Origin of the sequence: Oribacterium sp. oral taxon 102 (assembly GCF_013394775.1) — a bacterium.
Lineage (GTDB): Bacteria > Bacillota > Clostridia > Lachnospirales > Lachnospiraceae > Oribacterium.
Genome location: NZ_JABXYT010000001.1, coordinates 733376 through 757126, shown reverse-complemented (window position 1 = coordinate 757126; position 23751 = coordinate 733376). Strand labels below are relative to the sequence as shown.

The window sequence follows — 23751 nt, the reverse complement described above, 5'->3', positions numbered from 1 at the left end:
GTATAGATCCGCCTTCCCCGAGAGCTATAGGACAGCCTCTCTTTCCGGAAGCCCCTCATCCTGTCCTGTCACAGCAGGCTGTGTCTCTGCTCCTCCGGGCTCTTCGGACTCAGATACTTCGGTGCAACATCGAAGACAGTGACTGCGCCCCGGAAGCCCTCTGCTGCCATCCTCGCGACCGCTCTTCCGTAGGCGGCGAGCACGGAGCCGGTGAACTCCGGGTTGGAATCCAGCGTCAGCCGGTACTCGATCAGCTCGTGATGCTCCCTCTCGAAGCCGGTCGCACCGGAACGCAGCACCAGACCGCCGTGCGGGAGCCCCCTGTGCTCACGATCCAGCTCCTCCTGCGAAATGAAATGTACGGTCGTATCATAGTCTGCGAAATAGTTCGGCATGGTCTTGATCTCCCGCTCGATCCGGGCAAGATCCGCTCCCTCCTCCGCTACGACGAAGCACTCCCGGAGATGCATCTCCCGCGCCGTAAGCTCCGGAGTCCTCCCGCTCCGAACCGCGTCCAGCGCGGACTCGATCGGAACAGTGTACTGCCGCGCATCCTTCACGCCCGCGATCCTGCGGAGCGCATCCGAATGCCCCTGTGAGACCCCCCTTCCCCAGAAGGTATAATGCTTCCCCTCCGGCAGTACCGCCTCCGCATAGAGCCGGTTCAGGGAGAACAGTCCCGGATCCCAGCCGCCGGAGATCATGGCGAGATGCCCGGATGCCTTCGCCGCCCTGTCCACCCTCTCGAAGTGAGAAGGAATATTGGCATGCGTGTCGAAGGAATCGATGACATTGAAATGCTGCGCATACTTCGGCGTCATTTCCGGAAGATCTGTCGCCGAGCCGCCGCAGAGCAGCAGTACATCGAGCTCCTCCCTGTAGTTCAGAGCATTTTCCGCACGATCAAGCCTCACGCCCTCCGTATGAATCGAAAGCGCCGCCGGATCTCTCCTCGTGAAGATCACGCGGAGCTCCAGATCCGGATTCTGCCGGATCGCGCTCTCCACACCGCGCGCCAGATTACCATAGCCCAAAATTCCCAGTCGAATCATAATGTACTCCTCTCTCTTCCCTACTGCCTGCGGCAAAGTCCGCAGTACCCTGTCGATTTTCTTCCTAAACTTATTCTCTGTCAATGCATTTTCTGCATACAGCTATCGTTTGTGCTTATATCTGCCCTAGCCTGCCCGGTGCAGCAGGAACACCGTCACCAGCTGGAAATAGATCCAGAGAGAAACGGTATCCACAATCGTCGTGATCAGCGGGCTCGCCATCACCGTCGGGTCGAGATGGATCCGATCGGCAAGCATCGGCAGCGCCGCACCGACCAGCTTCGCGAAGATCACCACCATTACCAGCGTCATGCAGATGATCGCAGCGATCAGCAGACTCAGGTGATCAAAGAGCAGGAGCTTCACGAAATTCGCCGCTGCAAGGCCCGCTCCGCAGAGAATCGCGACTCTCCCCTCCTTCCAGAGTACGGAAAAGAAGTCCTTAAACTCGATCTCCCGCAGGGAAAGTCCGCGGATGACCGAGGTCGAGGACTGCGAGCCGGCATTTCCGCCGGTATCCATCAGCATCGGAATGTAGGCGGTCAGCAGCACATAGGACGCCAGCGCATTCTCATAGCGCGAGATGATCGCACCGGTGAAGGTCGCAGAGACCATCAGCACCAGAAGCCACGGCATACGGTTTCGGAAGGTCTCGAGTATCCCCACGCGGAAATACGGCTTATCGGAGGGGATCATCGCCGCCATCTTCTCGATATCCTCGGTCGCCTCCTCCTCCATGATATCCATGACATCGTCGACCGTGATAATGCCGACCAGCCGGTTCTCATTGTCCACGACCGGCATGGTCGTGAAGTCGTACTTCTGGAACATCCGCGCTGCCTCCTCCTGGTCAGTGGAGGTCTTGATGCTGATGACATTCTCATTCATGATATCCCCGATGATCTCACCGGGCTGCTTGATCAGGAGATAACGGAGCGCTACGGTTCCGACCAGCAGGCGCTTCCGATCCAGCACATAGCAGACATTTACCGTCTCCGAATCGAGTCCCAGCACGCGGACGCGGGTGATCGCCTCCTGCACGGTCATATCCTTCTTCAGATCCACATACTCGACCGTCATGATCGAGCCCGCGGAGGAATCCGGGTACTGTAAGAGATGATTGATGTCTGAGCGGGTCTCCGGACTCGCATTCGCCAGGATCTTCTTTACAATGTTGGCAGGCATCTCCTCGAGAAGATCTGTCGCATCGTCCGCCATCAGGTTGTCGACGATACGGGACGCCTCGCTCGTGGACAGCGACATGATGATGTAGCGCTGATCCTCCACCTCCAAAAGCGCGAAGACGTCTGCCGCGATGCCCTTCGGGAGGATGCGGAAGATCTTCAGGCTGTCCTCATCCTCCATGTCATCCATGATCGCAGCGATATCCGCCTCGTTCATCTCCGACAGAATCCTGCGCAGCTTCTTGTACTGCTTTTCCTCTAAGAGCCTCTCCAGCTCCTTCCTGCCCATTTCCATTTCCATGACAAGCTCCTTTCGCGCACCATGAAAACGGCTCAGACGGCTATATGATAGGAAGCATTCCATCCTTGCGGGATCGCCTGCTTCCTATCATTCAGAACAGTCACTGTCCGACGGCTCCGATTTCGGTGCGAAGATAATCTGTGTTTACGCTGCGTTGTCGCGACAGGGGATTGTCACCATCCGCATGTGTCATATCTGTCACCTACCTTTCCCAGTCTTCCCCAATATACCGGCTCTGCTGTACGCAGCCGGAAAATGCTTACAAAAAAGCGACGGAGCCTGCGCTCCATCGCTTACTATAGCATAAATCAATTTTAAAGAAAACCCAAAGCTCCGAGTTTTCCTGATGGAAAACGACCGGAAAACCTCTACGCTCCAAGCAGCTCCCTCGCGCGTGCGACGGATTCTGCTGTCGGCGGCTCTACATCCTTCAGGGTATAGGGAATATGGAGGTTCTCGTACTTGAAGATGCCGAGCGTATGATAGGGGAGCACCTCGACCCTCTTCACCGTCTTCAGCGTGTCAATGAAGGCCCCGGTGCGCCGGAGCTCCTCCTCGCTGTCCGTAATGCCCGGCACGAGCACATGCCGGATCCACATATCCACACCCTGCTCGGAGAGGTAACGTGCACAATCCAGAATATTCCGGTTCGTCCAGCCGGTCAGCCATTTGTGCTTCTCCTCATCGATCTCCTTGATGTCCAGAAGCACCGTATCTGTCACGCGGATCAGCCGCTGAAAGGCCGAGAAAAAGGGCTCCTCCCGCGTGAAGGGCTGCGCCGAGGTATCGAGGCAGGTATTGATGCCCCTTGCCTTCGCCTTCTCGAAGAGCTCCGTCACGAAATCGATCTGCACCAGCGGATCGCCGCCGCTGACAGTGATGCCGCCGTCCTCTCCCCAGTACTCCCGATAGCGCTCCGCCTGATCCAGAAGCTCATCCGCCGTCCGCCAGTCCTTCGATTCAAGCTGCCATGTATCGGGATTGTGGCAGTAGCGGCAGCGCATGTGGCAGCCCTTCAGAAAAATGATAAAACGTGTTCCCGGCCCGTCTACCGAACCGAAGCTCTCGACGGAATGGATCGCCCCCCTGATCTGCTCTCCCATATTCTCCTCCTTACTCTCCTGTCTCCCTATGCCATCTGCCTGCGCCCTGCTGCATCACACGTCGGGAAGCGATGCGGCAAGGGCGCGAAGCAGCTGCCTCTGTTTTTACGAAGAGGAGCCGCCGAATCGGCGGCTCCTCTTCATTTTCAGCAATCAGAGATTTCCCGGCTGCTGCTATGCATTTCAGCTGAATCGGCCCGTATACTGGCCTTATAGAGACTTATGCTCTGTTCTCGAGATAACGTCGAGCTGCTGCTCTCTCGTCAGGTCGATGAACTTCACGGCATAGCCGGATACACGGATCGTGAAATTGGCATACTCCGGCTTCTCCGGGTGCTCCATCGCGTCTCTCAGCTTCTCCACGCCGAATACATTGACATTGAGGTGATGTGCGCCCTTCGCGAAATAGCCGTCCATAACACGGACAAGTGTCGCCGTCTCCTCATCCTCATTGTGTCCGAGTGCAGACGGATTGATGGTCTGCGTGTTCGAAATGCCGTCCAGCGCATACTCATACGGCAGCTTCGCCACAGAATTCAGAGATGCCAGCAGTCCATTCTTCTCCGCGCCGTAGGAGGGATTCGCACCCGGAGACAGCGGCGCACCGGATTTCCTGCCGTCCGGGAGAGAACCGGTCGCCTTACCGTATACAACATTGGAGGTAATGGTAAGAATAGAGGTCGTCGGCTCCGAATTCCGATAAGTATGATACTTCTTGATCTTCGTGAGGAAGGTTCTCAGCAGCTCTACTGCGATATCATCTGCGCGGTCATCGTCATTTCCATAGCGCGGGAAATCGCCCTCTACCTCGTAATCGATCGCCATACCGCTCTCGTCACGGACGGTCCTCACCTTCGCATACTTGATCGCGGAGAGAGAATCCACCACATGAGAGAAGCCTGCGATGCCGGTCGCGAAGGTACGGCGTACATCGGTGTCGATCAGCGCCATCTCCGCCGCCTCATAGTAGTACTTGTCGTGCATATACTGAATCAGATTCAGGACGTTCACATAGATGCCTGCCAGCCAGTCCATCATCTTGTCGTACTTCTTCATTACAACATCGTAGTCGAGGTACTCGTCGGTGATCGGCGCATACTCCGGGCCGACCTGCATCTTCGTCTGCTCGTCTCTGCCGCCGTTGATCGCATAGAGCAGGCACTTCGCGAGATTTGCACGCGCGCCGAAGAACTGCATTTCCTTACCGGTCTGTGTTGCGGATACGCAGCAGCAGATGCTGTAATCGTCGCCCCATACCGGACGCATCACGTCGTCATTCTCATACTGCACGGAGGAGGTCTTCACAGAGATCCGCGCCGCATAGTCCTTGAAGTTCTCCGGCAGCCGCTTCGTATAGAGCACGGTGAGATTCGGCTCCGGTGCCGGTCCCATGTTCTCGAGGGTATGCAGGAAACGGAAGTCGTTCTTCGTAACCATGGAACGACCGTCCTGTCCCATACCAGCGACCTCCAGCGTCGCCCAGACCGGATCTCCGGAGAAGAGCTGATTATAGGAAGGAATCCGCGCGAACTTCACCATACGGAGCTTCATTACGAAATGGTCAATCAGCTCCTGCGCCTCCGCCTCGGTCAGCACGCCGTCCCGCAAATCTCTCTCGATGTAGATGTCGAGGAAGGTGGAAACACGTCCCACAGACATCGCCGCGCCGTTCTGTGTCTTGATCGCCGCGAGATAGCCGAAGTACAGCCACTGCACCGCCTCTCTCGCATTCTTCGCCGGTACGGAGATATCGAAGCCGTAGGCGGCAGCCATCACCTTCATCTGCTTCAGCGCCTTAATCTGCTCCGCGATCTCCTCTCTCTGCCGGATAATGTCGTCCGTCATGATGCCGCAGCCGCAGTTCGCGAAGTCCCTCTGCTTCTCCTCTACGAGGAAGTCAATGCCGTAGAGCGCGACTCTTCTGTAATCGCCGACGATACGGCCTCTGCCGTAGGTATCCGGAAGTCCGGTCAGGATCTTGTTCTTACGGGCAAGCAGCATCTCCGGCGTGTAGGCATCGAAAACCGCCTGATTGTGCGTCTTGTGATATTCCGTGAAGATCTTGTGCAGATCTGCATCCGGCTCATAGCCGTAGGTGCTCGCTGCCTGCTCCGCCATCTTGATGCCCCCGTACGGCATGAAGGCTCTCTTCAGCGGCTTGTCGGTCTGGAGTCCTACGACCTTCTCCTCTGCCTTGGAATCCTCCGTGATATATGCCGCGCCATAGGCAGTGATCCCGGACACGACCTTGGTCTCGCAGTCGAGGACGCCGCCCTTCGCCCGCTCCTCCCTCTGCAGCTCCTGCACCCTGCCCCAGAGCTTGTCGGTGCTTGCCGTGGAAGCCGCGAGGAAGTCCGCATTTCCCTCGTACGGCGTATAGTTCTCCTGGATGAAGTCGCGCACGTTCACGTCTTTCAGCCAGTGACCTCCCTTAAAGCCTCTCCACTCTTCTCTCATCTTATCTTCTCCTCCATTGGCTGCGGTACGCCGATATCCTCCCGTACCGCGGAAGTTTTGTTAAATATCTGTCAACAGCGTGAAGTATACAGTGTACATTTCTCTCCGTCAAGTAGTTAGTCCTAGTAAACTCATATGTTTTTCAATTAAAACACAGAGTTGATTTCAGCCTTTCTTTTCCGATATACACCCTTGAGAAAAGTCTAGTGCTGTGCTAGGATTAAACCATCTGCCCGATGGATTGAGAAGCAATCTCAACTTCATCCTGTAGCTATAGAATACTATGATTTCATTTTATAGGTGTTGCGTATGCAACGATTTTCTATGAAAAATGTTCATATCCCCATACACAGGCGCGATAATGTGATTTTCTTTTCGTCTCTGCGGGGCTGAAACAGGAGGCTACCTATGATGATTTCCACGAAGGGGCGCTACGCCCTCACGATCATGATCGACATCGCCGCGCATGAACATGACGGCAGCCCGATCTCCATTAAAGACATCTCCGAGCGGCAGGGATTATCTGTAAAATATCTGGAGCAGATCATCTCTCTGATGGTCAAGGGCGGCTTCCTGCGGAGCGTCCGCGGCGCGAAGGGCGGCTATCTCCTGACCAGATCTGCCGACATTCTCAGCGTCGGAGACATCCTTGACGCCGCCGAGGGAACGCTCGCACCGGTCGACTGCCTGAAGGACGGCAACCGCTGCCAGAAGTCGGCGTCCTGTCCGACCTTCCCCCTCTATAAGGAAATCGACGATGCCATCTACTCGGTCGTGAACCGTTACCGTCTCTCCGATCTGGTGCAGATGAATCGGAATGTTGAGGAGCTCGAGAACAACTTCGGCGCAGGGATCTGAGGAAACGCTGCTTCTGCTTCTATCCGAGAAGCTGCGCACTATGATGAATAAGCCGACGTTTCCCCGCGCGTTTCCGCGGCTTTACGGTGCATGATCCATCTACGATGAATTTTCGCACAAAAAAACTGCGAAGAAATGAAACTTCATCTCCTCGCAGCCTCTACTCTGCGTGCGACAGGATTCGAACCCACGACCTTCTGGTCCGTAGCCAGACGCTCTATCCAGCTGAGCTACGCACGCAAATGCATCTCTTCAAGACGCAAGAGATATCATAGCAACTCGCTCCCCATTTGTCAAGACATCTTCAGAAGAAATCCCTCTCCCGCCTGCGGCGCTTCACCTCTTCCCGAAGATAGGCGAAGGTTCTGTCCTCCCCCTCCTCCCGGAGCATCCGGAGGAGCTCACTGATCTCACGGTTCGTAATCGGATGGATCAGAGGAGAATCCTTGGTATTCTGAAAATACTCCCATGGGCTGGCATCCGTGTACTGCGCGCCCCTATAAATCTTCGACGCCGCCACCCGGTCACAGAACATCTCTGCCACATAGCGGTAGGGCATCCGGCAGCCGATCAGCTGTCTCGGATCATCCAGCTTGTAGTCGCACCAGTATTCGTAATGATGCTTGTTTCGACCCTTGTGATGCAGCCACGCCGGGGAGACGCCGGTTCGGAGGCGCTCGACGCTGTTCGGGCTCCGCGTTCCCTGATAATAGAGGACGCCTGCCCGGAACTCCTCCCAGCCGTATTTCGAGAGATCATGGAGCAGCCCCTGCCGGTACAGACCGATCCGGAAGCAGCCCCGCAGTACCTCCGCCTTGTGCCGCGTAATCGTCCGAAAGTGCCCCAGCGCATTCCGAAAATAATTCATAGCTTATCCCACTGCGGCTTCATTTCAAATACCGGATAGCCGTAGATACAGCCATATACGATGCTCGCGAGGACGACAGCCCCTCCCACATCGAGCATGGAATGCTGTTTCAGGAAGACTGTCGCGCAGCAAATCGAGGTGGAAAGCAGGAGTGATCCCCACTTTATCCATTTTCCGAAGTGCAGCCTGCCGATATTCCGGCTCTTCGAGATTGCGATATGCATCGCGATGGAATTGTAGACATGGATGCTCGGAAACACGTTCGTGCAGGTATCCGTTCGGTAGAGCCAGCCGACAAGTTTCGTGAACGCATTCTTCCCGGGATCGAAGAAGGGACGAAGATCGGTTCCGTTCGGATAAACGGTGCAGATCAGCAGGCTTGCCGTCATTCCCGAAAAAAGGAAGGTGCATACTCTGTAGTAGTCCTCTCTGTTCACGAAGAAGAAATAGAGCACGCCCGCCGCGATATAGAGGAACCACAGGAAGTAGGGGACGACGAAGTACTCGCAGAACGGGATCCGGTCATCCAGTACGCTGTGAATGATATGATAGCCGGTTCTGACCGTCACGCTTCGCTCCAGAAAACGGAACCACAAAAGGTAAACGATGCCGTAGGACAGAACCCAGAGGTGCCGGTATTCCTTTAAAAAATCCCTGATTCTCCTCATGCGCTCCTCCCTTCCTGTAAATGCCGATGGAAATAATAGAGCATTATAGCACCCATGTTTTACGGAATCAAGCGGAGAATCCGACAGAGGACGCGAAATCAGCCCTCCCTTTTCAGGCAGTCCCGTAGCATCCGCAGCGGAAAGGGCGGGTTCGCCAACGCCCTCACCGCGAGAGACATCAGCTGGAGCGGATCGTCGTCCGCCAGCACCCGGTTCGTGCTCAGCTTCCCGCATTTTTTGCAGCGATGGACGATCGCCCACTCTCCGCCGTCCTTCACCCAGATCGCGATCGGCTCCATATCGCCGCGGCAGTCCGAGGCGCGGTCCCCGGGCTCAACATCGACATGGAGACTGTGCAGGCAATGCGGGCAGTGATTTCGGTGCCCGGAGCCGGCTCCCTCCGGCGAGATCTCCGCGCCGCAATGCGCACACGAAAAATGCTCGCGGCAGGCCTCCCGCCGATAATCCGGACGGATTCTCCCACCCCCGTCCCCATTCCCTCGAGATGCGGACGCACGGAGCAGCTCCGCCGCCTCCTCCAGAATCTCCGGCTCGAACTGCCCTCCGAATTCGCTTGCGAAGCCGAAGTCCTCCGTGTCGGCATCCGAAGCCTCCGCAGCGTGCCGTACAGTCCCCTCCTCTTCCATAGAAAGCGCACCCTGCTCCCGCCGAAGTTCCTTCTCCCGAAGCTTCCGCTGATACTTCGACATCGGCTTCCCGTCAATCTCTACACGGCTGTCCTTCTTCTTTTTCTTCAGCGGCGGTCGATCGCCATAGCTGCTTTCAGCGTACATCTTCCCTCCTCTTCCATGGAAATGCCTCCGGCAGCGGAAGCTCTGCCGTGATCTCCTCTCCGCTCCCCGGATCCAGAAAGCGGAGCCGGTCACAAAGCAGCGCGAGCATCTCCGTCTTCACCCGGGAGCCATACTTCATGTCTCCGAGCAGGGGGAGCCCCCGCGCCGCGAACTGTGCCCGGATCTGATGGAAGCGCCCCGTCTCGAGCTCCACCCGAATGAGGGCTCGTCCCTCCTCCACAGCCAGCACCCGGTAGCAAAGCCGCGCCTCCTTTACGCCTGCCCGCTTCCGTCTGACCGGAAACATCTTCTGCTTCGCGCTGTCCTTATAAAGGAAATCTGTAAGCTCGCCCTCCCGCTCCGACGGGATGCCATCCACCACAATCAGGTAGCTCTTCCGGAGCGTCCGGCTCCTCAGCTGCTCGGACAGCGCCGCGGCTGCCTCCCGGCTCTTCCCGTAAACCAGAAGCCCAGAGGCCGCCTTATCCAGCCGATGCACACAGCGCAGCCCCTCCGGCATATCTCTCTCCGAATCCTCGCCCGGCGCTTTGTATACCACAGCATAGTCCGCCGTCTCTCTCCATCGCTCCATACCGTATCTCCTGTCCCGTTTCCATTGGCTTCCTTCGCGCTTTCATCTTATACTGACGGAAACAGGAAAGAAAGCTGCTATCAGCATAGCAGGAATATCTGCATGAAACAAGAGGCAGGACAGCATTCTCCTGTGACAGTGTTCCTACGATAGCGCCGGAAGAGCACACAGCCTTCCCGGCTCCGATTATCCCTCCCGAACCACTCCGGTAAGCCGCAGCGCTTCGTCCACGGTGGATATCGGCAGGATCTCCAGTTTTTCCCTGACCTCGTCCGCGACATCGATCAGATCTTCTGCATTGTCCTTCGGAATCAGCACCCGCTTCACTCCGGCGCGCTGCGCTGCCATCAGCTTCTCCGGGAGCCCTCCGATCGGATTCACATTGCCCTCGAGAGAAACCTCACCGGTCATCGCCGTCTGCGGAGAAACCGCATTGCCCGTAACCAGGGAGGCGAGCGCTACGGTGAGGGTAATGCCCGCGCTCGGCCCGTCCTTCGGCGTCGCCCCATCCGGCACATGAATATGCAGATCGTTCTCCGAGAGCTTCGCCGCCTCCTCCGGGAACCGCGCCTTCACGAGGCTCATCGCGATCTGGGCGGACTCCTTCATCACATCCCCGAGCCTTCCGGTGATCACCGTCTTGCCGTCACCCCGGGTGAGCAGCGTCTCGATATACAGAATCTCTCCGCCGACCTGCGTCCACGCAAGCCCTGTCACGACGCCTGCATTTCCCTCCTCCTTCACATTCCTATGGTGAAGCGGATGCGTGTCGAGATATTCCCGGAGCGCTGTGCTCTGCACCGTGATCTTCTCTCCATGTCCGCGCACGAAGCGCACCGCGGCGATCCGGCAGAGGGTATCCAGCATTTTCTTCAGCCCGCGCACGCCGCCCTCTCGTGTATAGTCCGAGATGATCGTCTCCAGTGCCTCCTCTGTAATCTCCACATCCTCCGTCGTGAGCCCCACGCCCTTCAGCGCCTTCGGCATCAGATGACGCCTCGCGATCTCCAGCTTCTCGATCGGCGTATAGCCCTGGAACGGGATCAGCTCCATACGGTTCAGCAGCGGTCCCGGTATCGTATCCGTGGAATTCGCTGTGCAGATGAAGAGCACATCTGAGAGATCATACGGCACATTCATATAATGATCCGTAAAGGTATTGTTCTGCTCCGGATCCAGTACCTCGAGCAATGCGGAGGCAGGATCTCCGTTATAGGACCGGGAGAGCTTGTCGACCTCATCCAGCAGCATAACCGGATTCGAAACGCCTGCCTTCCGGATACCGTCCATGATCCTGCCTGCCATCGCGCCGATATAGGTACGGCGGTGTCCGCGGATATCCGCCTCATCCCGTACACCGCCGAGACTCACGCGCACATACTTCCTGCCGAGTGCCTCCGCGATAGATCTGCCAATGCTGGTCTTGCCGGTTCCCGGTGCGCCCACGAAGAGCAGGATAGAGCCGGACTGCTGTTTGCGGAGATTCATCACCGCAATCTGCTGGATGATACGCTCCTTTACCTTCTTCAGCGCGAAGTGATCCCCGTTCAGGATCTCCTCCGCCTGATCGAGATCGATCTCCTTCGGTTCCTCCTTCTTCCAGGAAAGGCCGGTCAGAAAGTCCAGATAGTCATAGAGCATCCCTGCCTCCTGCCCGCTCGTCCCCTCCTGCTTCAGACGGTTCAGCACCTTCTTCGCCTCGCGCTTCGCATCCTCGTTCATACCCGCTGCATCCTCGATTTTCAGCTCGAAGCGGCGAAGATCGGAGACCTTCTCCGGATGCATCTCATCAAGCTCCTTCTGAAGGTAATCGATCTGCTTTTGCAGCGCCTGCTCCCGGTAGAGCTTCTGATAGTCCTCCTGCTGCTGCGAACGCGCATCCGTCGTCACCCGTGTGATTTCGATATACTCGAAAATGATCTTCTCCAGCATTCTTTCCCGCACGGAGAGCCGATCCTCCGCCAGTACCCGGTAACGCTCCTCATTGGAGATGCCGAGCCACGGCGAGAGAATCGCCGCCACCTCCTGGATGGCGGCATACTGGTCGATCATATTCTGCATCACGCTGCCGCCGCGGAAGCGGCCGGCGAGCTCCTTCAGCTCTGCCTTCAGCTGCAGCAGCTTCCGGTGCGCACTGTCTCTGTCCAGATCATCCACATCCATCAGCGAATGATGCGTCACCTCGAGGTTTCCGCCTTCCCCCACCTCGACCCGGTCGACCGCGCGCCGTCCCTCGGTATGAATCAGCACATAGCCCTCTTCGTTGATCTCCGTGACGAGACCCTCCACGCCGATCGGATAGAAGCTCTTCTCATCGAGCTGCGAACGCTCCGTCTCCTCCCGGAGAGGCAGCAGCAGCACCTTATCTCCCAGCTCCACCTTCGAGCCCGCCAGCTTCCGGAAGGTCTGCGTCTGGAAGTACAGGTAAGAATGCGGTAAAAGCATGATATTATATAACGGTAATACAGTCATAATCCCTCCTGATTCCCTCTCACTACTCTCCATTCACATGTTAGCAGTCAGCTTTATCGAGTGCTAATACTTTATCGCAAGAATACCACCGCGAAGGCAAACTGTCAATTGCTTTAGAAAATGTTTAGATTGCTGCGCCGAGCGTCTGCCGCGCGAGGTATTCCTCTGTCGTCAGGATCTCGGCATGAAGCGGACAGAGCCCCTCGATCACGGCGAGCACCGCTCTTTCCGTCTCTTCGCTGATTCCCGCGACTGCGTCCCGCAGATAAATCAGATGGCAGCCCATGTCTACCGCCTGAAAGAAGGTGGAGAGGACACAGCATTCCGCCACAACACCCGCGAGCACAATGCTTCCGCCCGCCCGCGTACACTCTGTCGCCTCCTCCCGGAGCCGCCCCACCGAAAAGCAGGAATACGCCGTCTTGTCGACAAGCTCCGCTTCCCCGCTCTTTATATAAGGTAGAAACTCCGGCAGCACCGCATTCAGTGATGCATCCTCATTGATCTCAGAGTTCACGCTGTTGTAGCGCGCCCAGACATTCTCTCCCGCAGGATCCGCCAGAAAGCGCGTGAAAATCAGCCTGCCGCCTGCCCTCCTATCCAGAAGCAGCCGGATCCGCTCCACCGCCCGCTCGATCCCGGCACAGCCCCAGGGCTTCCCCGGCAGATAGACCCTCTGCATATCGATGAGCAAAAGCATATCCTTTCCTATCTCCATATCCTTTACCCCCATTCCGTTTTCCTGTATAATCATAGCACAGAAACCGCATTTCAGACTGCGGCAAATATAAAATACGGAGCCCTGCTCCGCCTCAAAGGGGGAAAACATGAACAAACTTCTGAAAACAAAGCTGTCGACAAATGTAATCGTATTGATTCCGGTCTGCATCGGGATTAACTATCTGGGGAAAAGCTTCGCCTCGCTTCTGAAGCTGCCGCTCTGGCTGGACAGCATCGGAACCTGCATCGGCGCCGCCCTCGGCGGACCGCTCATCGGCGGGCTCTGCGGTGCCGCCAATAATCTGATCTACGGCTTCACGACCGGAGACAGCATCACCCTCGTCTATGCCCTGACCAGTCTCTTTATCGGGCTCGCAGTCGGTATCATGGCACGGCTCGGCTTCATGGAGACGCTGCCGAAGGCACTGCTCACCGCCTGCGCGGGCGGCTGCGCTGCCGTTCTGGTTTCGACGCCGCTGAACCTGATCTTCTGGGGCGGACAAACCGGGAATATCTGGGGCGACGCACTTTTCGCCGCGACACAGGCTGCAGGGATGCCCGCGCTCCTCGGTTCCTTCCTGGACGAGCTGGTCGTTGATGTGCCGGATAAGCTGCTCACCATCCTCCTCGTCTATGTGATCCTGCTGAGCCTCCCGCAGAAGCTCCGTTCCCTCTACAATGAAAAGGAAGAGATCGAGCGTCTGGACTAGAGAAGCACTGATTGATTCATGATTCACGTGCCATGGGCGTGTGCCTCAAAAGACACTCTCGTGGGACTCGGCTTCGCCCGAGAGGCCTCAGCCGAACCTCCCTGCCCGATTTAAGCGCCGAAAGGAGCCCAGATGAAGTCCATCAGTCTCTATCACGATAATGGCAGCTTTCTGACGAGGCTCCACCCCTTCAGCAAGCTTTTCTATGTTCTTTCTGCTGTGCTCTTCCCACTGCTCGCGGGCGGCATCCCGCCTTTTTTCCTCCCCATATTGCTGAGCCTCGCCCTGCTCGTCTCGGGCAGAATCCTGAAACGGGCGCTGCCGCTGCTCGCATTCTCCCTCACCATCATTGCGACCATCCTGCTGATCCAGGGGCTCTTCGCAGCATATAACCGGACGCCGCTTCTCTCTCTCGGCGGGATGCGCTTCTATCGGGAGGGGCTTCGTACCGGACTCAGAAGCGGGCTGAATATCCTGAATATGCTGCTTAGCTTCGCGGTGCTGGTGCTGAGCACCAAGCCCTCTGAGCTCGTGGAGGAGCTGGAGAAGAAGGGCTTCTCTCCCAAATTCGGCTACATCCTGAATTCCGTCTTCCAAATCATCCCCGAGATGCTCGGCGGGATGCGCACCATTTCCGACGCACAGCGGAGCAGAGGAATGGAGACGGAGGGGAAGCTTTCCGTCCGCCTCCGCGCCTTTCTCCCACTCATCAGCCCTGTCGTAATGAGTGCGCTCACGACGACTCGGGAACGGGCTGTCGCACTGGAGATTCGCGGCTTCAGCTCCGGAGAGAAAAAAACCTATCTCTATTCCCACCCCTACCATACCTCCGACCGGCTGATGAAATGGGGCAGCCTGCTTCTGCTGCCGCTCGCCGTTTTCCTCCGTCTTTTTCCGTTCTAGGGAGTCACCGGGCGATATCTGCCCCGCTGCCGAAGCACTTCCGCTTCACCTGTACTGCGCAAGGAGGCCGTCATGGCATTCGTTTCCGTCCGTAATCTGAAATACCGCTACCCCATGGAGCAGAAGCTGGCGCTCTGCGACATCAGCTTCGAGATCGAGCGCGGAGAGTTCGTCGGCATCATCGGTGCAAACGGCGCAGGGAAAAGCTCCCTTTCGCAGGCGCTGCTCGGTCTGATCCCGCAGTTCTACAAGGGCGCCTACGGCGGCTCGGTGGAGATCGACGGGCTGGACAGCGCGAAAACACCGCTCGGCATGCTCTGCAAGAAGGCAGGGCTCGTCTTTCAGAACCCCTTCAGCCAGCTCTCCGGCGCCAAGGACACGGTCTTCGACGAGGTCGCCTACGGTCTGCAAAATCTCGGTATCCCCCGGGAGGAAATCCTGCGCCGTGTGGAGGAGGTACTGCATACGCTCGATATCTGGGACTTCCGGGAGCGAAATCCCTTCGATCTCTCCGGAGGGCAGCTCCAGAGAGTCGCCATCGCCTCCATCCTCGCCATGCGTCCGGAGCTGCTGATCCTCGACGAACCGACCTCACAGCTGGATCCCGTCGGCTCCGAAGAGGTCTTTCAAACCGTCGAGAAGCTCCGGCACAGCGGCATCACGATCCTGATGATCGAGCAGAAGCTGGAGAAGCTGGCGGAATACTGCGGGCGCCTGCTGCTCCTCAGTGAGGGCAGACTCATCGCCTTCGACCGTACGGAGCGCATTCTCACACGTCCGGATCTCGGCAACTACGGAGTCCTCCCGCCGTTTCCGGTTCGCTTCGCGATGTCGCACGGGTTATGCACTACGGAGGGAGCCTGCCCGCTGACGCTTCCTGCTCTGTACCGGCAAATCCCTCCCGAAAGACAGGATACGCTCCGCGCTGCGCTCGAATATACGCTCCGCAGCGCGCCGTCCGGATCCTCCGCTGATGCGCCGCTCACCGGTGCCGGGGACACAGCAGCTCCCGCTGCCGAGCCGCTCTTCCGCATTCAGGATCTGGGCTTCTCCTATACAGAGGGAGTCCCTGTCCTCCGCAATCTGTCTCTCCGCCTTGACCGGCGTCCGACCGCGATCATTGGACAGAACGGTGCAGGGAAGACCACCCTCGCCCGCCTCATAAAGGGGCTGCTGCGGCCGGAGCGGGGGCAGCTCCTCTTTCATGGCGAGGATATCTCCCGGAAGACAGTCGCAGAGCTCGCCGGTAAGATCGGCTATGTCTTCCAGAATCCGGACGACCAGATCTTCCGGTCCAGCGTGCTGGAGGAGGTGCTCTTCGGCCCGCTGAACATCGGGATATCCCGGGAAGACGCAGTACAGAAGGCACGCGAGGCGCTCCGGCTGGTCGGGCTTGCGGAAGCGGAGGAGAAAAATCCCTATGACCTCGATCTCTCCGAGCGGAAGCGGATCGCGATCGCTTCCGTCCTCGCAATGGAACCGGAGCTGCTGATCCTCGATGAGCCGACGATCGCACAGGACGAAAGGGGCAAAGAAATCCTCCGGCGCATTCTCGCAGAGGAGTCCGCGAAGGGCAGGCTCATCCTCGCAATCCTGCATGATATGGACTTCGTCCTGCATTCCTTCGAACGAGTCATCGTGATGGCAAAGGGCGAAATTCGAAGGGACGGAAGCCCCTTCGAGGTTTTCCGGGATGAAGCGGCACTGACAAGTGCCGCGCTGCTGCCGCCGGCAGAGGTCGCGCTGTATACGATGCTGGATCATAAATGACAGGGACTAATTACAAAAATAATGTGATCTTCCGATCTGTCCCGCTCTCATTCCCCTGATGGGAAGCGGATACGGATCTCGCATCTCTCCTCGATCCCGAAGCGCTCCAGATAACGGTCTGTCTTCGGGATCCACTTATCGATATAGTCGTCCAGCTCCGCGGTTCCCTCACGGTCGATGACATTCCGAAGCTGCACCGCATACTCGACATCCATGAAGATCCGGAGGTCGTAGGGATCTCCGAAGTAGGGGTGCATCGAATACGTCCCCTCGATCAGGTTCAGGCGTTTCGGCGAAATCCTCCTCGCATAGGACAGATCGAAGTCCATCGTCAGATAATTGAAGGGCTGGTAATGCACCGTCTCCCCCCGCAGCACCGGAATCAGAACCTCCTCCCGGAAACGTTCATAGTCCACATTCCCTCCGACCTCCCGAAGCCGCTCCGGCGTCCTCTGATAGCCCTGTAAATAAAAGTCGTCCATGTGGAAGAGATTGCAGGAAAACCGTGCCCGAAGGTACTTCGCGAGTGTCGTTTTTCCGGCTCCGGTTCTGCCGTCAATGGCGACCAGAAGCGGACTTTTCCTCCCCGCACAGAGCCGCTCGACCGCCTCTGCCGCTATCTCGAAGCGCGCCGTGCCGCTTTCCTGCTTTGTCTGACTTTTCTCCATTCTGCTCTGCATGCTCTCCGTGCACATAGCTCCCATGGCAGCACCCCCGTGCTCCGCTGTCCGCGCGGGCAATCCGGCCGAAGCGCCTCCACCCGCAGGACATAGACGTCCCTTCTATTCGACGCATTCCAGGCGGCTTGCCTGCACTGCCGCCGATACGCTCCTAGCCCCAAAAATAGCTGAAAATCCCATAGAAGGCAAGGAAGCCCACCAGCAGAGGCAGAACATAACGAAAATACACGCCGAGCACCCGCGGAACCTTGATCCCCTTCCCCTCATTGACCTCCCGAAGGTAATTCTCGAAGCCCCAGCCGAAGCGGCTGCTGCAGAATAGACAGAAGAGGAAGGAACCCAGGGGAAGGCAGAGATTGCTGACGAAAAAATCCTCGAGATCCATGATATTCCCACCGGGGCGGAGGGGCTGCACCGCACTCCAGACATTGAAGCCCAGCGCACAGGGGATTGAGAGCAGCGCAATGACAACGCCGTTCACCACCCCCGCCGTCCGCCGCTTCATGCCCCGCAGATCGATCAGAAATGCCTGATCGTTCTCGAAGACTCCGATCATTGTGGACAGCGCCGCGAAGAAAAGGAAGACAAAAAACAGCGTCCCCCAGAGCCTGCCGCCCGCCATCCCGCCGAAGACCCTCGGCAGTGTCAGGAAAATCAGGCTCGGACCGGAGTCTGGGGCAATCCCGTAGGCGAAGCACGCCGGAAAGATGATCAGCCCCGACACAATCGCCACCAGCGTATCCAGTCCGGTCACGATCAGCGCCTCCCCGGCAAGGCTTTTCTTTTTGTCAATATAGCTTCCGTAGATCTCCATGCCGCCCATGCCGATGCTGAGCGTGAAGAAGCTCTGGTTGAGCGCCGCATAGACGACCTTGCCCCAGCCCGCCTTCCGGATGCCGGCAAGGCTCGGCCGCAGATAGAAGCGGATGCCCTCTCCTGCGCCCGGAAGCAGCAGGCTGCGGATGCCGAGCAAAAGCATGATCGCGATCAGCGCCAGCATCATCCGCTTCGTAATACCCTCGACGCTGCTCTTCAGCCCGATGCTGCACACAAGCGCCGTGATCCCCACCACGAGCAGCATACAGCCGATCAGGATCTGCGGTCTCGCCATCATTCCGTGAAAGCATGCCTCGATCTCCTCCGTGCCCGCGCCAACGAAGCTGCCGGACGCCATCCTGTACGCATAATACAGGATCCAGCCGGCGATCACGGAATAAAAGAAGAGCAGCACATAGTTGCCCGCCATTGCTGCATAGCCCCATAGATGCCACCTGCTTCCCGCAGGCTCCAGCCTTCGAAGCGCCGGCAGAATGCTCTGCCGCGACGCCCTGCCCACCGCATACTCCATCGTCAGGATCGGGATCCCCAGCAGCAGCAGAAAGACCACATACATCAGCACAAAGAAGCCGCCGCCGTACTGCCCGGTAATGTAGGGAAAGCGCCATACATTGCCGATCCCGATCGCACATCCCGCAGACAGCAGGATGAAGCCAAGCCGCGAGCCGAGGCTCTCCCTCTTTTCCATATCCGAATCTCCCTTCTATGCGCCAAAAGCATATGTAGTATAACACACGAAGGGCTTGATTGCACTAATGATTTAAAGGACAAAAGCAAAAATTCGGGAAGCTATTCCTCTCACGGCAGAAGCCGCGCTGCATTTTCCCCTGTATCCGAGAGCCGGAAGAGTACAGCCCCACGCTGCTTTGAGAGGCAGATATCCTCTCGGATATCTGCCTCTCGAAGCACCTGTTTTTCGCTTTTCTCCTAGCTTCTCCTCTTGCGGAACGCATATGCCGCAGCGAGCGCAGCGGATGCGAGGCTGAAGAGAAGTCCCCAGATATAGATCCGGCTGCTGTCCGCGGTTTTGACTGCTCCGCGGCGGGCTGCGCCGAGAACACTCTCTGCGCCGGCAGGCTGCGAAGCGCCTCTGCGCCCGGCTCCCAGCACTATGCCCGATTCCGGATCCGGCGGGGTTTCCGGGGTCTCCGGTACGGTCGGAGGTGTCGTCGGGGTCGGAGGTGTTGTCGGGGTCGGAGGTGTCGGATCTACCGGAGGCGGGTTCTTGGAGCCGCCGCCTCCGCCGCCCCCGCCGGGCGTCCTCCCCGGCTCCTTCGTATTCGTTACCGTGAAGCCGCTCTCCGCGTCACCTGTGATCGCAGCCGTATACCCGGTGATCGCATCCTCTCTCAGGGTATAGCGGATCGGGGTACCGTCCGCTCTGCAGCCGTCGAGCTCCTCGAACACGCCCTTCCAGCTGTTGCCCTCGTTGAGCGTGATTTGCTTCCCGGTTTCCGCATCGTCTGCAAGAAGATGCACGACAGCCTCTGTCCCCTTGCCTCCTTCCCAGCGCTTCTCGACAGAAATCGTCCGGAGCGGGATATTCGTGATCGTCTGGATCGCCCCATTCTCCGCTGTCACCGTGAGCTCGTACTCCTTATCCGCCAGCTTATAGCCTTTGGGGGCTTTCGTTTCCTTCACGATATAGATGCCCGACACCAGCAGCCCGGAAACCGCTTCTCCGTTCCCATCTGTGGTCAAGGAAAAAGAAACCGATGAATCATCCTTTTTCTCGACCCGGAATTCTGCGCCTGCGAGCCTGGTTTCCGTCTTGGAAGCATCCACCTTGACCAGCTTGATCTTCTTCGCAAGATCTCCGTCTCCGGTTCCGCCGGCACCCTTCAAAATATATGTATTTTTTGTTTCTTTCTGAATATCATTTGCAGTCAACGCAGCGCGGTTTTTCTGCTCCTTCCCGGAGAGCAGGGTCGTTTTATAGTACAGCCGATACTGCTTGGTGCCGATGTCCCCGAGCTCCAGTCTAAAGGATTTCCTGTCATCTGCAATCTTCAGCATCTTTTTCAATTCAGAAGCTTTTATTCGTTCTTTTATTTCTTCATCGTGCCCATAGTCATCATGTATCACCTCCTGAAGTATAAAGCTATCTTCCAGGTATTCTCCATTTTCCGTCTGCAGCTCATCCGTAATCACTACGTCATTCAGATCTTGCCCTTCCCAATTGATCCGCAGTGTCCACTGTACATTGCCGTTTTTACCGGGCGCTGACCATTTCGCCAGTATATCTTTTTTAGTCGGCTTAGGGGGCACAGGAGGTGTATTGATAATAACTCCGCCGTTCTCTTCGCCTCCTAAATGCCATGTCGTTCCATTCACCGTAACGCTGATCTGGTTGTATTCCCCTTCTTTAATCTTCTTTCGGTAAAAAAAGGCATACAGATACATATTCCCCTGAAGATTGTATTTTCCCTCTGCGTCTTTCGTGAACGTAGCACGGATCGTCCCGCCGCCGTCTGCCCCCGGCGTTACCACAGCATCCGCGACCTTCTTCCCATCCGGATCATTGAGGATGAAATTTTTTACAGTATACTCACTGGTAAGGTTTATAATCTCAGGAATCTGAACCTCGAAGTAATCCCCCTCCTTCACCATCTCGCTCTCTGCCAGCTTCCAGTTCATGCTCAGATAAAAGCCGCTGGTAGCCATAATCTCGGAGCCTGCTTCGATCGGTGTTTTTTTACCATCATCTTTCAACAGCTCAAGCTTTGTAATATTGATGTCCGCCTTCTTCGGCATCCCCGGCGCTCTCCGAAGCACCGCTACATACGGAGAGAATCGTACCGCCTCCACGGACAGCGCTGTACCCTCGCCCTCTGCAGGCGCATCCTGTGTGAGAAGCGCCTCGGGCGCTCCCTCCTCCGGAATATGGTAAACGGAAAGCGTCGCATCCTCCGAAGACTCGGACAGCCTGGATTCCGCTGCGAGCTCGAAGGTAACCGCTACCGTCTTCCCGTCCGCGGGCTGTACCTTGTTTCCCTCTCTGTCGAAGAAGCTGATATCGAAGCCGACTGCCTCCAGCTTTTCTTCCCCTTCTTCTGCAATCTGCTCCTTCAGCTCTGTCGTCCGCTGCATCCCCAGCGGCACGATCCGGAGCGTCGTCCCCTCCGGGAAGGACTGCTCAGGCGCACGTACATGGACGCGCACTCCACTCTGCTCCGCGCTTCCGACGAGCTCCTCTGTATTCAGCTTAAGCTCCGCCGTTTCCGCCGACAGCTCTCCCTGTAAAAGGGCAGAAGCCTCACCCTCCTCCGGAAGTGACGGCGTTTCCGCTCCCTCTTCCCCGGATGCCGCTGTTTCCGCTCCCTGCGGCACCGGATTCTGCTCCCCGGGCTGCTCCTGCTTCTCGACTGTCCCCTCTATCTGTTCCAGCTCCGGCACGGCCTGCCCCTCTGCGGGAGCAGAATTCTCATTCTCCGCGGACGGAACCTCCTGTCCCTCCGCGGCTTTCTCCTCTTCAGCGGCGTTTTCCGGCGCCTCCTCCGCGGGGCGCGGCGCTTCCTGCCCCGCCTCCTGCGGCCCGACGCTCTGCGCCGGAACTCCCGTCTCTGCCTGCACGAGCGTCGGATTCTGCGCTGTCATTCCCACAATGAGCAGCATTGCCGTCAGCCATGCGAGCCCTCTCTTCCTCTTTCCGGATTTCTGCATGAAATTCCCTCCTTCGTACTCTGCCATAACTTCAACGTTCCGATGCCGCCTGTAACGAAATGTCTGAAAGCGATATGTATACTGCTGAATTTATGCATATTAACTCTTCTTAATGCTACCCGACCTCTGCATAAAAGTCCACCACTTTCCCTGCCTTCATTCTTTAATTTTCTTAACAACTCATCCACTTTTATGCATTATCCATTATCTTTGCCTCCTGCAATTCCCATCAAACTCGGATGACTCGAGCGGAAAGCATCATAGACGAAGATGATTTTCTGATCGGATTCCAATTGCAGCTGCCAGATCAAATGTATACTACCGCTTCCATTTAATTGAAGCTTATGGCAGCGGGATGAAAAAAATTATAAAGATATCCAAAGGAAAGAGCGCCTCCCCTTTCGGGGAAGCGCTTCTTCCTTTGGATGATACTCACTGACTAAGGTTAATTACTCCGTGTAGTACTTCGTAGTCTTACCGTCTACAGTAAGAGTAACTTCAACCTTGTGATCTTCATTCTTCGTATTGTAGAGCTTCTTCTCGCTCATGTACTTTACATAACCGCTCTTATCGGTTACATAGTATACATCATTGTTGTCCTTCAGGTTGAACTTCTTCTTCTGAACGGTACCGGCATTGTTGATCAGCACATAATCAGCATCTACCAGTCCGCTGTAAGCAACCTTGGTATCTGCAATTGTATTGTCACTGTTGATCTTGACACCAGCATAGTTGGAGTTGTCGTTATCTGCCTTCAGCACGATACCGTGAGATACATACTTCTTGATCTTGGTCACATAGCCGTTCTCAGCCTTGCCGTTGCTTCCGAAGTACATCTGGTATACGTCGTCATCGAAGGAGACATTCTGATAGCCGGTCTTTCTGGAGCCGTCTGTCTTCTCGTTGTCGGAGCAGAAGTAAATCTCAGCATTCTCAGCATCTGCAGCCGCCTTGAAGTCATCACCGCTCAGATCGGTCCAATCCTTATCCATCGTCACGCTGCTGTTGGAGTAATGTCCGCCGTTCTTGGAAACGACACCGCTGAGCATACGTCCGATCTCATCGAAGATATAGGTCTTGCCCTTGATCTTCTTGATGCCGTCCTTGAAGATCTGTCCGTTGGCGTTTGCCCACCACCAGGAGTACTCGTCATCATCATGATCCTTCTGATTGTAATCCTCAGTCGGAACTGCCCAGATCCACTGATTCTTTCTGGCTGCACCATCGCCGTTTACATAAACAATGCTGTTGGTCGGGTTAACCGTGCCGGTGAAAGCAGATCCGCTGGCCTTTACAGCAGTAGACCACTCATCAATCATCAGACCATCTGCATCGAAGTAGTAGGTAGCGCCGTTGATGGTCTTCTTCTTGTTGGTCTGCTTCTTGCCCTCGGTATTGAAGTAGAACCACTCCATATCGGTATCGCCGTCATCCTTTACAACAGAGAGCTGTACCCAGCCGTTCTGTGCGGAGCCGTCGTTCCAGCCGCCAAAGTAGTAGTCAGCGTTCTTCCATGCATCGTCAGAGGTATCAATCGTAAGACCCTCGGAGTTTACCCAGCCGTAGAGCATCCGACCATCCTGGTCGAAAGCGTACTTCTTACCGTTGATGGTCTTCAGATCAGATGTGGTCAGCTTATCGTTCTTATCTCTGTAAGCCTTACCGTCAGCACCGAAATAATACCATCTGTAGTCTGCATCAGCATCGCCGTCGTCATCAGCATCAAGCGCTACCCACTGGTTGGTAACCATTGCGCCGTCCTGATTTACATAGTAGTAATCGCTGTCTCTCTCAACGAGCTGATCTACTGCCATGTTACCGTCGGAGCCGAGGTAGAACCAGTAGTCTCCGGACTTTCTCCAAGCGTCGGTAACTGCTGCGCCGTCATTTCCGAGGTACTGCCAGTTTCCGGTGGAATTGTCCCAGCCTGCTGCAAAGGTCATTGCAGAAGCGCCGAGAGCGAGTAAAGCGGTTGCAGAAAGAGCTGCAACGATCTTCGTCTGCTTTCTCATAATAATGCACTCTCCTTTTAAATTACTGCGGGCTCCCTACAAGCCCAAGTCACGGGGCGATTATACTCTCCGACGGGGAATTATTCAAGCTTTTCCTTAATAATTCC

18 protein-coding genes and 1 tRNA gene are annotated in these 23751 nt (G+C 56.6%); 4 read left to right on the top strand and 15 right to left on the bottom strand.

Annotated elements, in window-relative coordinates; all coding sequences use genetic code 11:
• Positions 1 to 68 precede the first annotated feature (68 nt).
• The 4 genes from HW273_RS03540 to pflB all read right to left on the bottom strand — a co-directional run bounded on the left by HW273_RS03540 (position 69) and on the right by pflB (position 6097).
• Complete coding sequence (locus tag HW273_RS03540) at positions 69 to 1055, bottom strand: diaminopimelate dehydrogenase (RefSeq protein WP_179012418.1); 987 nt, start codon at positions 1053 to 1055, stop codon at positions 69 to 71.
• A 123-nt stretch (positions 1056 to 1178) separates the two neighbouring features.
• Positions 1179 to 2537: a magnesium transporter gene (gene mgtE, locus HW273_RS03535; RefSeq protein ID WP_330603921.1), complete on the bottom strand. Its 1359-nt coding sequence runs from the start codon at positions 2535 to 2537 to the stop codon at positions 1179 to 1181.
• A gap of 368 nt (positions 2538 to 2905) precedes the next feature.
• Complete coding sequence (gene pflA / locus HW273_RS03530; protein WP_179010465.1) at positions 2906 to 3640, bottom strand: pyruvate formate-lyase-activating protein; 735 nt, start codon at positions 3638 to 3640, stop codon at positions 2906 to 2908.
• A gap of 210 nt (positions 3641 to 3850) precedes the next feature.
• Positions 3851 to 6097 carry a formate C-acetyltransferase gene (pflB, locus tag HW273_RS03525; RefSeq protein ID WP_179010464.1) on the bottom strand — a complete coding sequence of 749 codons (2247 nt, stop codon included), beginning with the start codon at positions 6095 to 6097 and terminating at the stop codon, positions 3851 to 3853.
• 408 nt (positions 6098 to 6505) lie between these two features.
• Between pflB and HW273_RS03520 the strand changes: the two genes are divergently transcribed.
• Positions 6506 to 6955, top strand: a complete 450-nt coding sequence (locus tag HW273_RS03520; RefSeq protein ID WP_179010463.1) for an RrF2 family transcriptional regulator — start codon at positions 6506 to 6508, stop codon at positions 6953 to 6955.
• A gap of 166 nt (positions 6956 to 7121) precedes the next feature.
• On the opposite strand, the gene HW273_RS03515 is transcribed toward HW273_RS03520, so the two are convergent.
• From HW273_RS03515 to HW273_RS03485, 7 genes are all read right to left on the bottom strand, one after another.
• Positions 7122 to 7195 (bottom strand) — tRNA-Arg (locus tag HW273_RS03515).
• A 64-nt stretch (positions 7196 to 7259) separates the two neighbouring features.
• Positions 7260 to 7823 (bottom strand): DUF5662 family protein, encoded by a 564-nt coding sequence (locus HW273_RS03510; RefSeq protein ID WP_179010462.1) that lies wholly within the window; start codon positions 7821 to 7823, stop codon positions 7260 to 7262.
• Positions 7820 to 8491, bottom strand: coding sequence for a phosphatase PAP2 family protein (locus tag HW273_RS03505; protein ID WP_179010461.1), 672 nt, complete (start codon positions 8489 to 8491; stop codon positions 7820 to 7822). Before HW273_RS03505 ends, HW273_RS03510 begins: the two co-directional genes overlap by 4 nt.
• 98 nt (positions 8492 to 8589) lie before the next feature.
• Complete coding sequence (locus HW273_RS11780; RefSeq protein ID WP_243206822.1) at positions 8590 to 9015, bottom strand: RNHCP domain-containing protein; 426 nt, start codon at positions 9013 to 9015, stop codon at positions 8590 to 8592.
• 259 nt (positions 9016 to 9274) lie between these two features.
• The gene (locus tag HW273_RS03495) at positions 9275 to 9877 is read right to left on the bottom strand and encodes an RluA family pseudouridine synthase (protein ID WP_179010460.1); all 603 of its coding nucleotides are present in this window, start codon (positions 9875 to 9877) and stop codon (positions 9275 to 9277) included.
• 186 nt (positions 9878 to 10063) lie between these two features.
• Entirely contained in the window at positions 10064 to 12349 is a 2286-nt protein-coding gene (gene lon, locus HW273_RS03490; RefSeq protein ID WP_179010459.1) for an endopeptidase La, read from the bottom strand.
• A 124-nt stretch (positions 12350 to 12473) separates the two neighbouring features.
• The gene (locus HW273_RS03485; protein WP_179010458.1) at positions 12474 to 13082 is read right to left on the bottom strand and encodes a cysteine hydrolase family protein; all 609 of its coding nucleotides are present in this window, start codon (positions 13080 to 13082) and stop codon (positions 12474 to 12476) included.
• A 94-nt stretch (positions 13083 to 13176) separates the two neighbouring features.
• Here HW273_RS03485 and HW273_RS03480 point away from each other — a divergent pair, with 94 nt between their 5' ends.
• The 3 genes from HW273_RS03480 (at position 13177) to HW273_RS03470 (ending at position 16452) form a co-directional block, all read left to right on the top strand.
• Positions 13177 to 13779, top strand: a complete 603-nt coding sequence (locus HW273_RS03480) for an ECF transporter S component (protein ID WP_179010457.1) — start codon at positions 13177 to 13179, stop codon at positions 13777 to 13779.
• Positions 13780 to 13911: 132 nt separating this feature from the next.
• Positions 13912 to 14682, top strand: coding sequence for an energy-coupling factor transporter transmembrane component T family protein (locus HW273_RS03475; protein ID WP_179010456.1), 771 nt, complete (start codon positions 13912 to 13914; stop codon positions 14680 to 14682).
• A 72-nt stretch (positions 14683 to 14754) separates the two neighbouring features.
• The gene (locus tag HW273_RS03470; RefSeq protein ID WP_179010455.1) at positions 14755 to 16452 is read left to right on the top strand and encodes an ABC transporter ATP-binding protein; all 1698 of its coding nucleotides are present in this window, start codon (positions 14755 to 14757) and stop codon (positions 16450 to 16452) included.
• A 47-nt stretch (positions 16453 to 16499) separates the two neighbouring features.
• Here the strand turns inward: HW273_RS03470 and HW273_RS03465 are convergent, their stop codons facing one another.
• The 4 genes from HW273_RS03465 to HW273_RS03450 all read right to left on the bottom strand — a co-directional run bounded on the left by HW273_RS03465 (position 16500) and on the right by HW273_RS03450 (position 23644).
• Positions 16500 to 17120, bottom strand: a complete 621-nt coding sequence (locus HW273_RS03465) for a uridine kinase family protein (protein ID WP_179010454.1) — start codon at positions 17118 to 17120, stop codon at positions 16500 to 16502.
• Positions 17121 to 17283: 163 nt separating this feature from the next.
• A complete protein-coding gene (locus HW273_RS03460; RefSeq protein ID WP_179010453.1) occupies positions 17284 to 18657 on the bottom strand; it encodes a sodium-dependent transporter in 1374 nt (457 codons plus the stop codon).
• Between the two features lie 239 nt (positions 18658 to 18896).
• Entirely contained in the window at positions 18897 to 21632 is a 2736-nt protein-coding gene (locus tag HW273_RS11670; protein WP_179010452.1) for an Ig-like domain-containing protein, read from the bottom strand.
• Between the two features lie 449 nt (positions 21633 to 22081).
• Positions 22082 to 23644, bottom strand: coding sequence for a hypothetical protein (locus HW273_RS03450; protein WP_179010451.1), 1563 nt, complete (start codon positions 23642 to 23644; stop codon positions 22082 to 22084).
• Positions 23645 to 23751 lie beyond the last annotated feature (107 nt).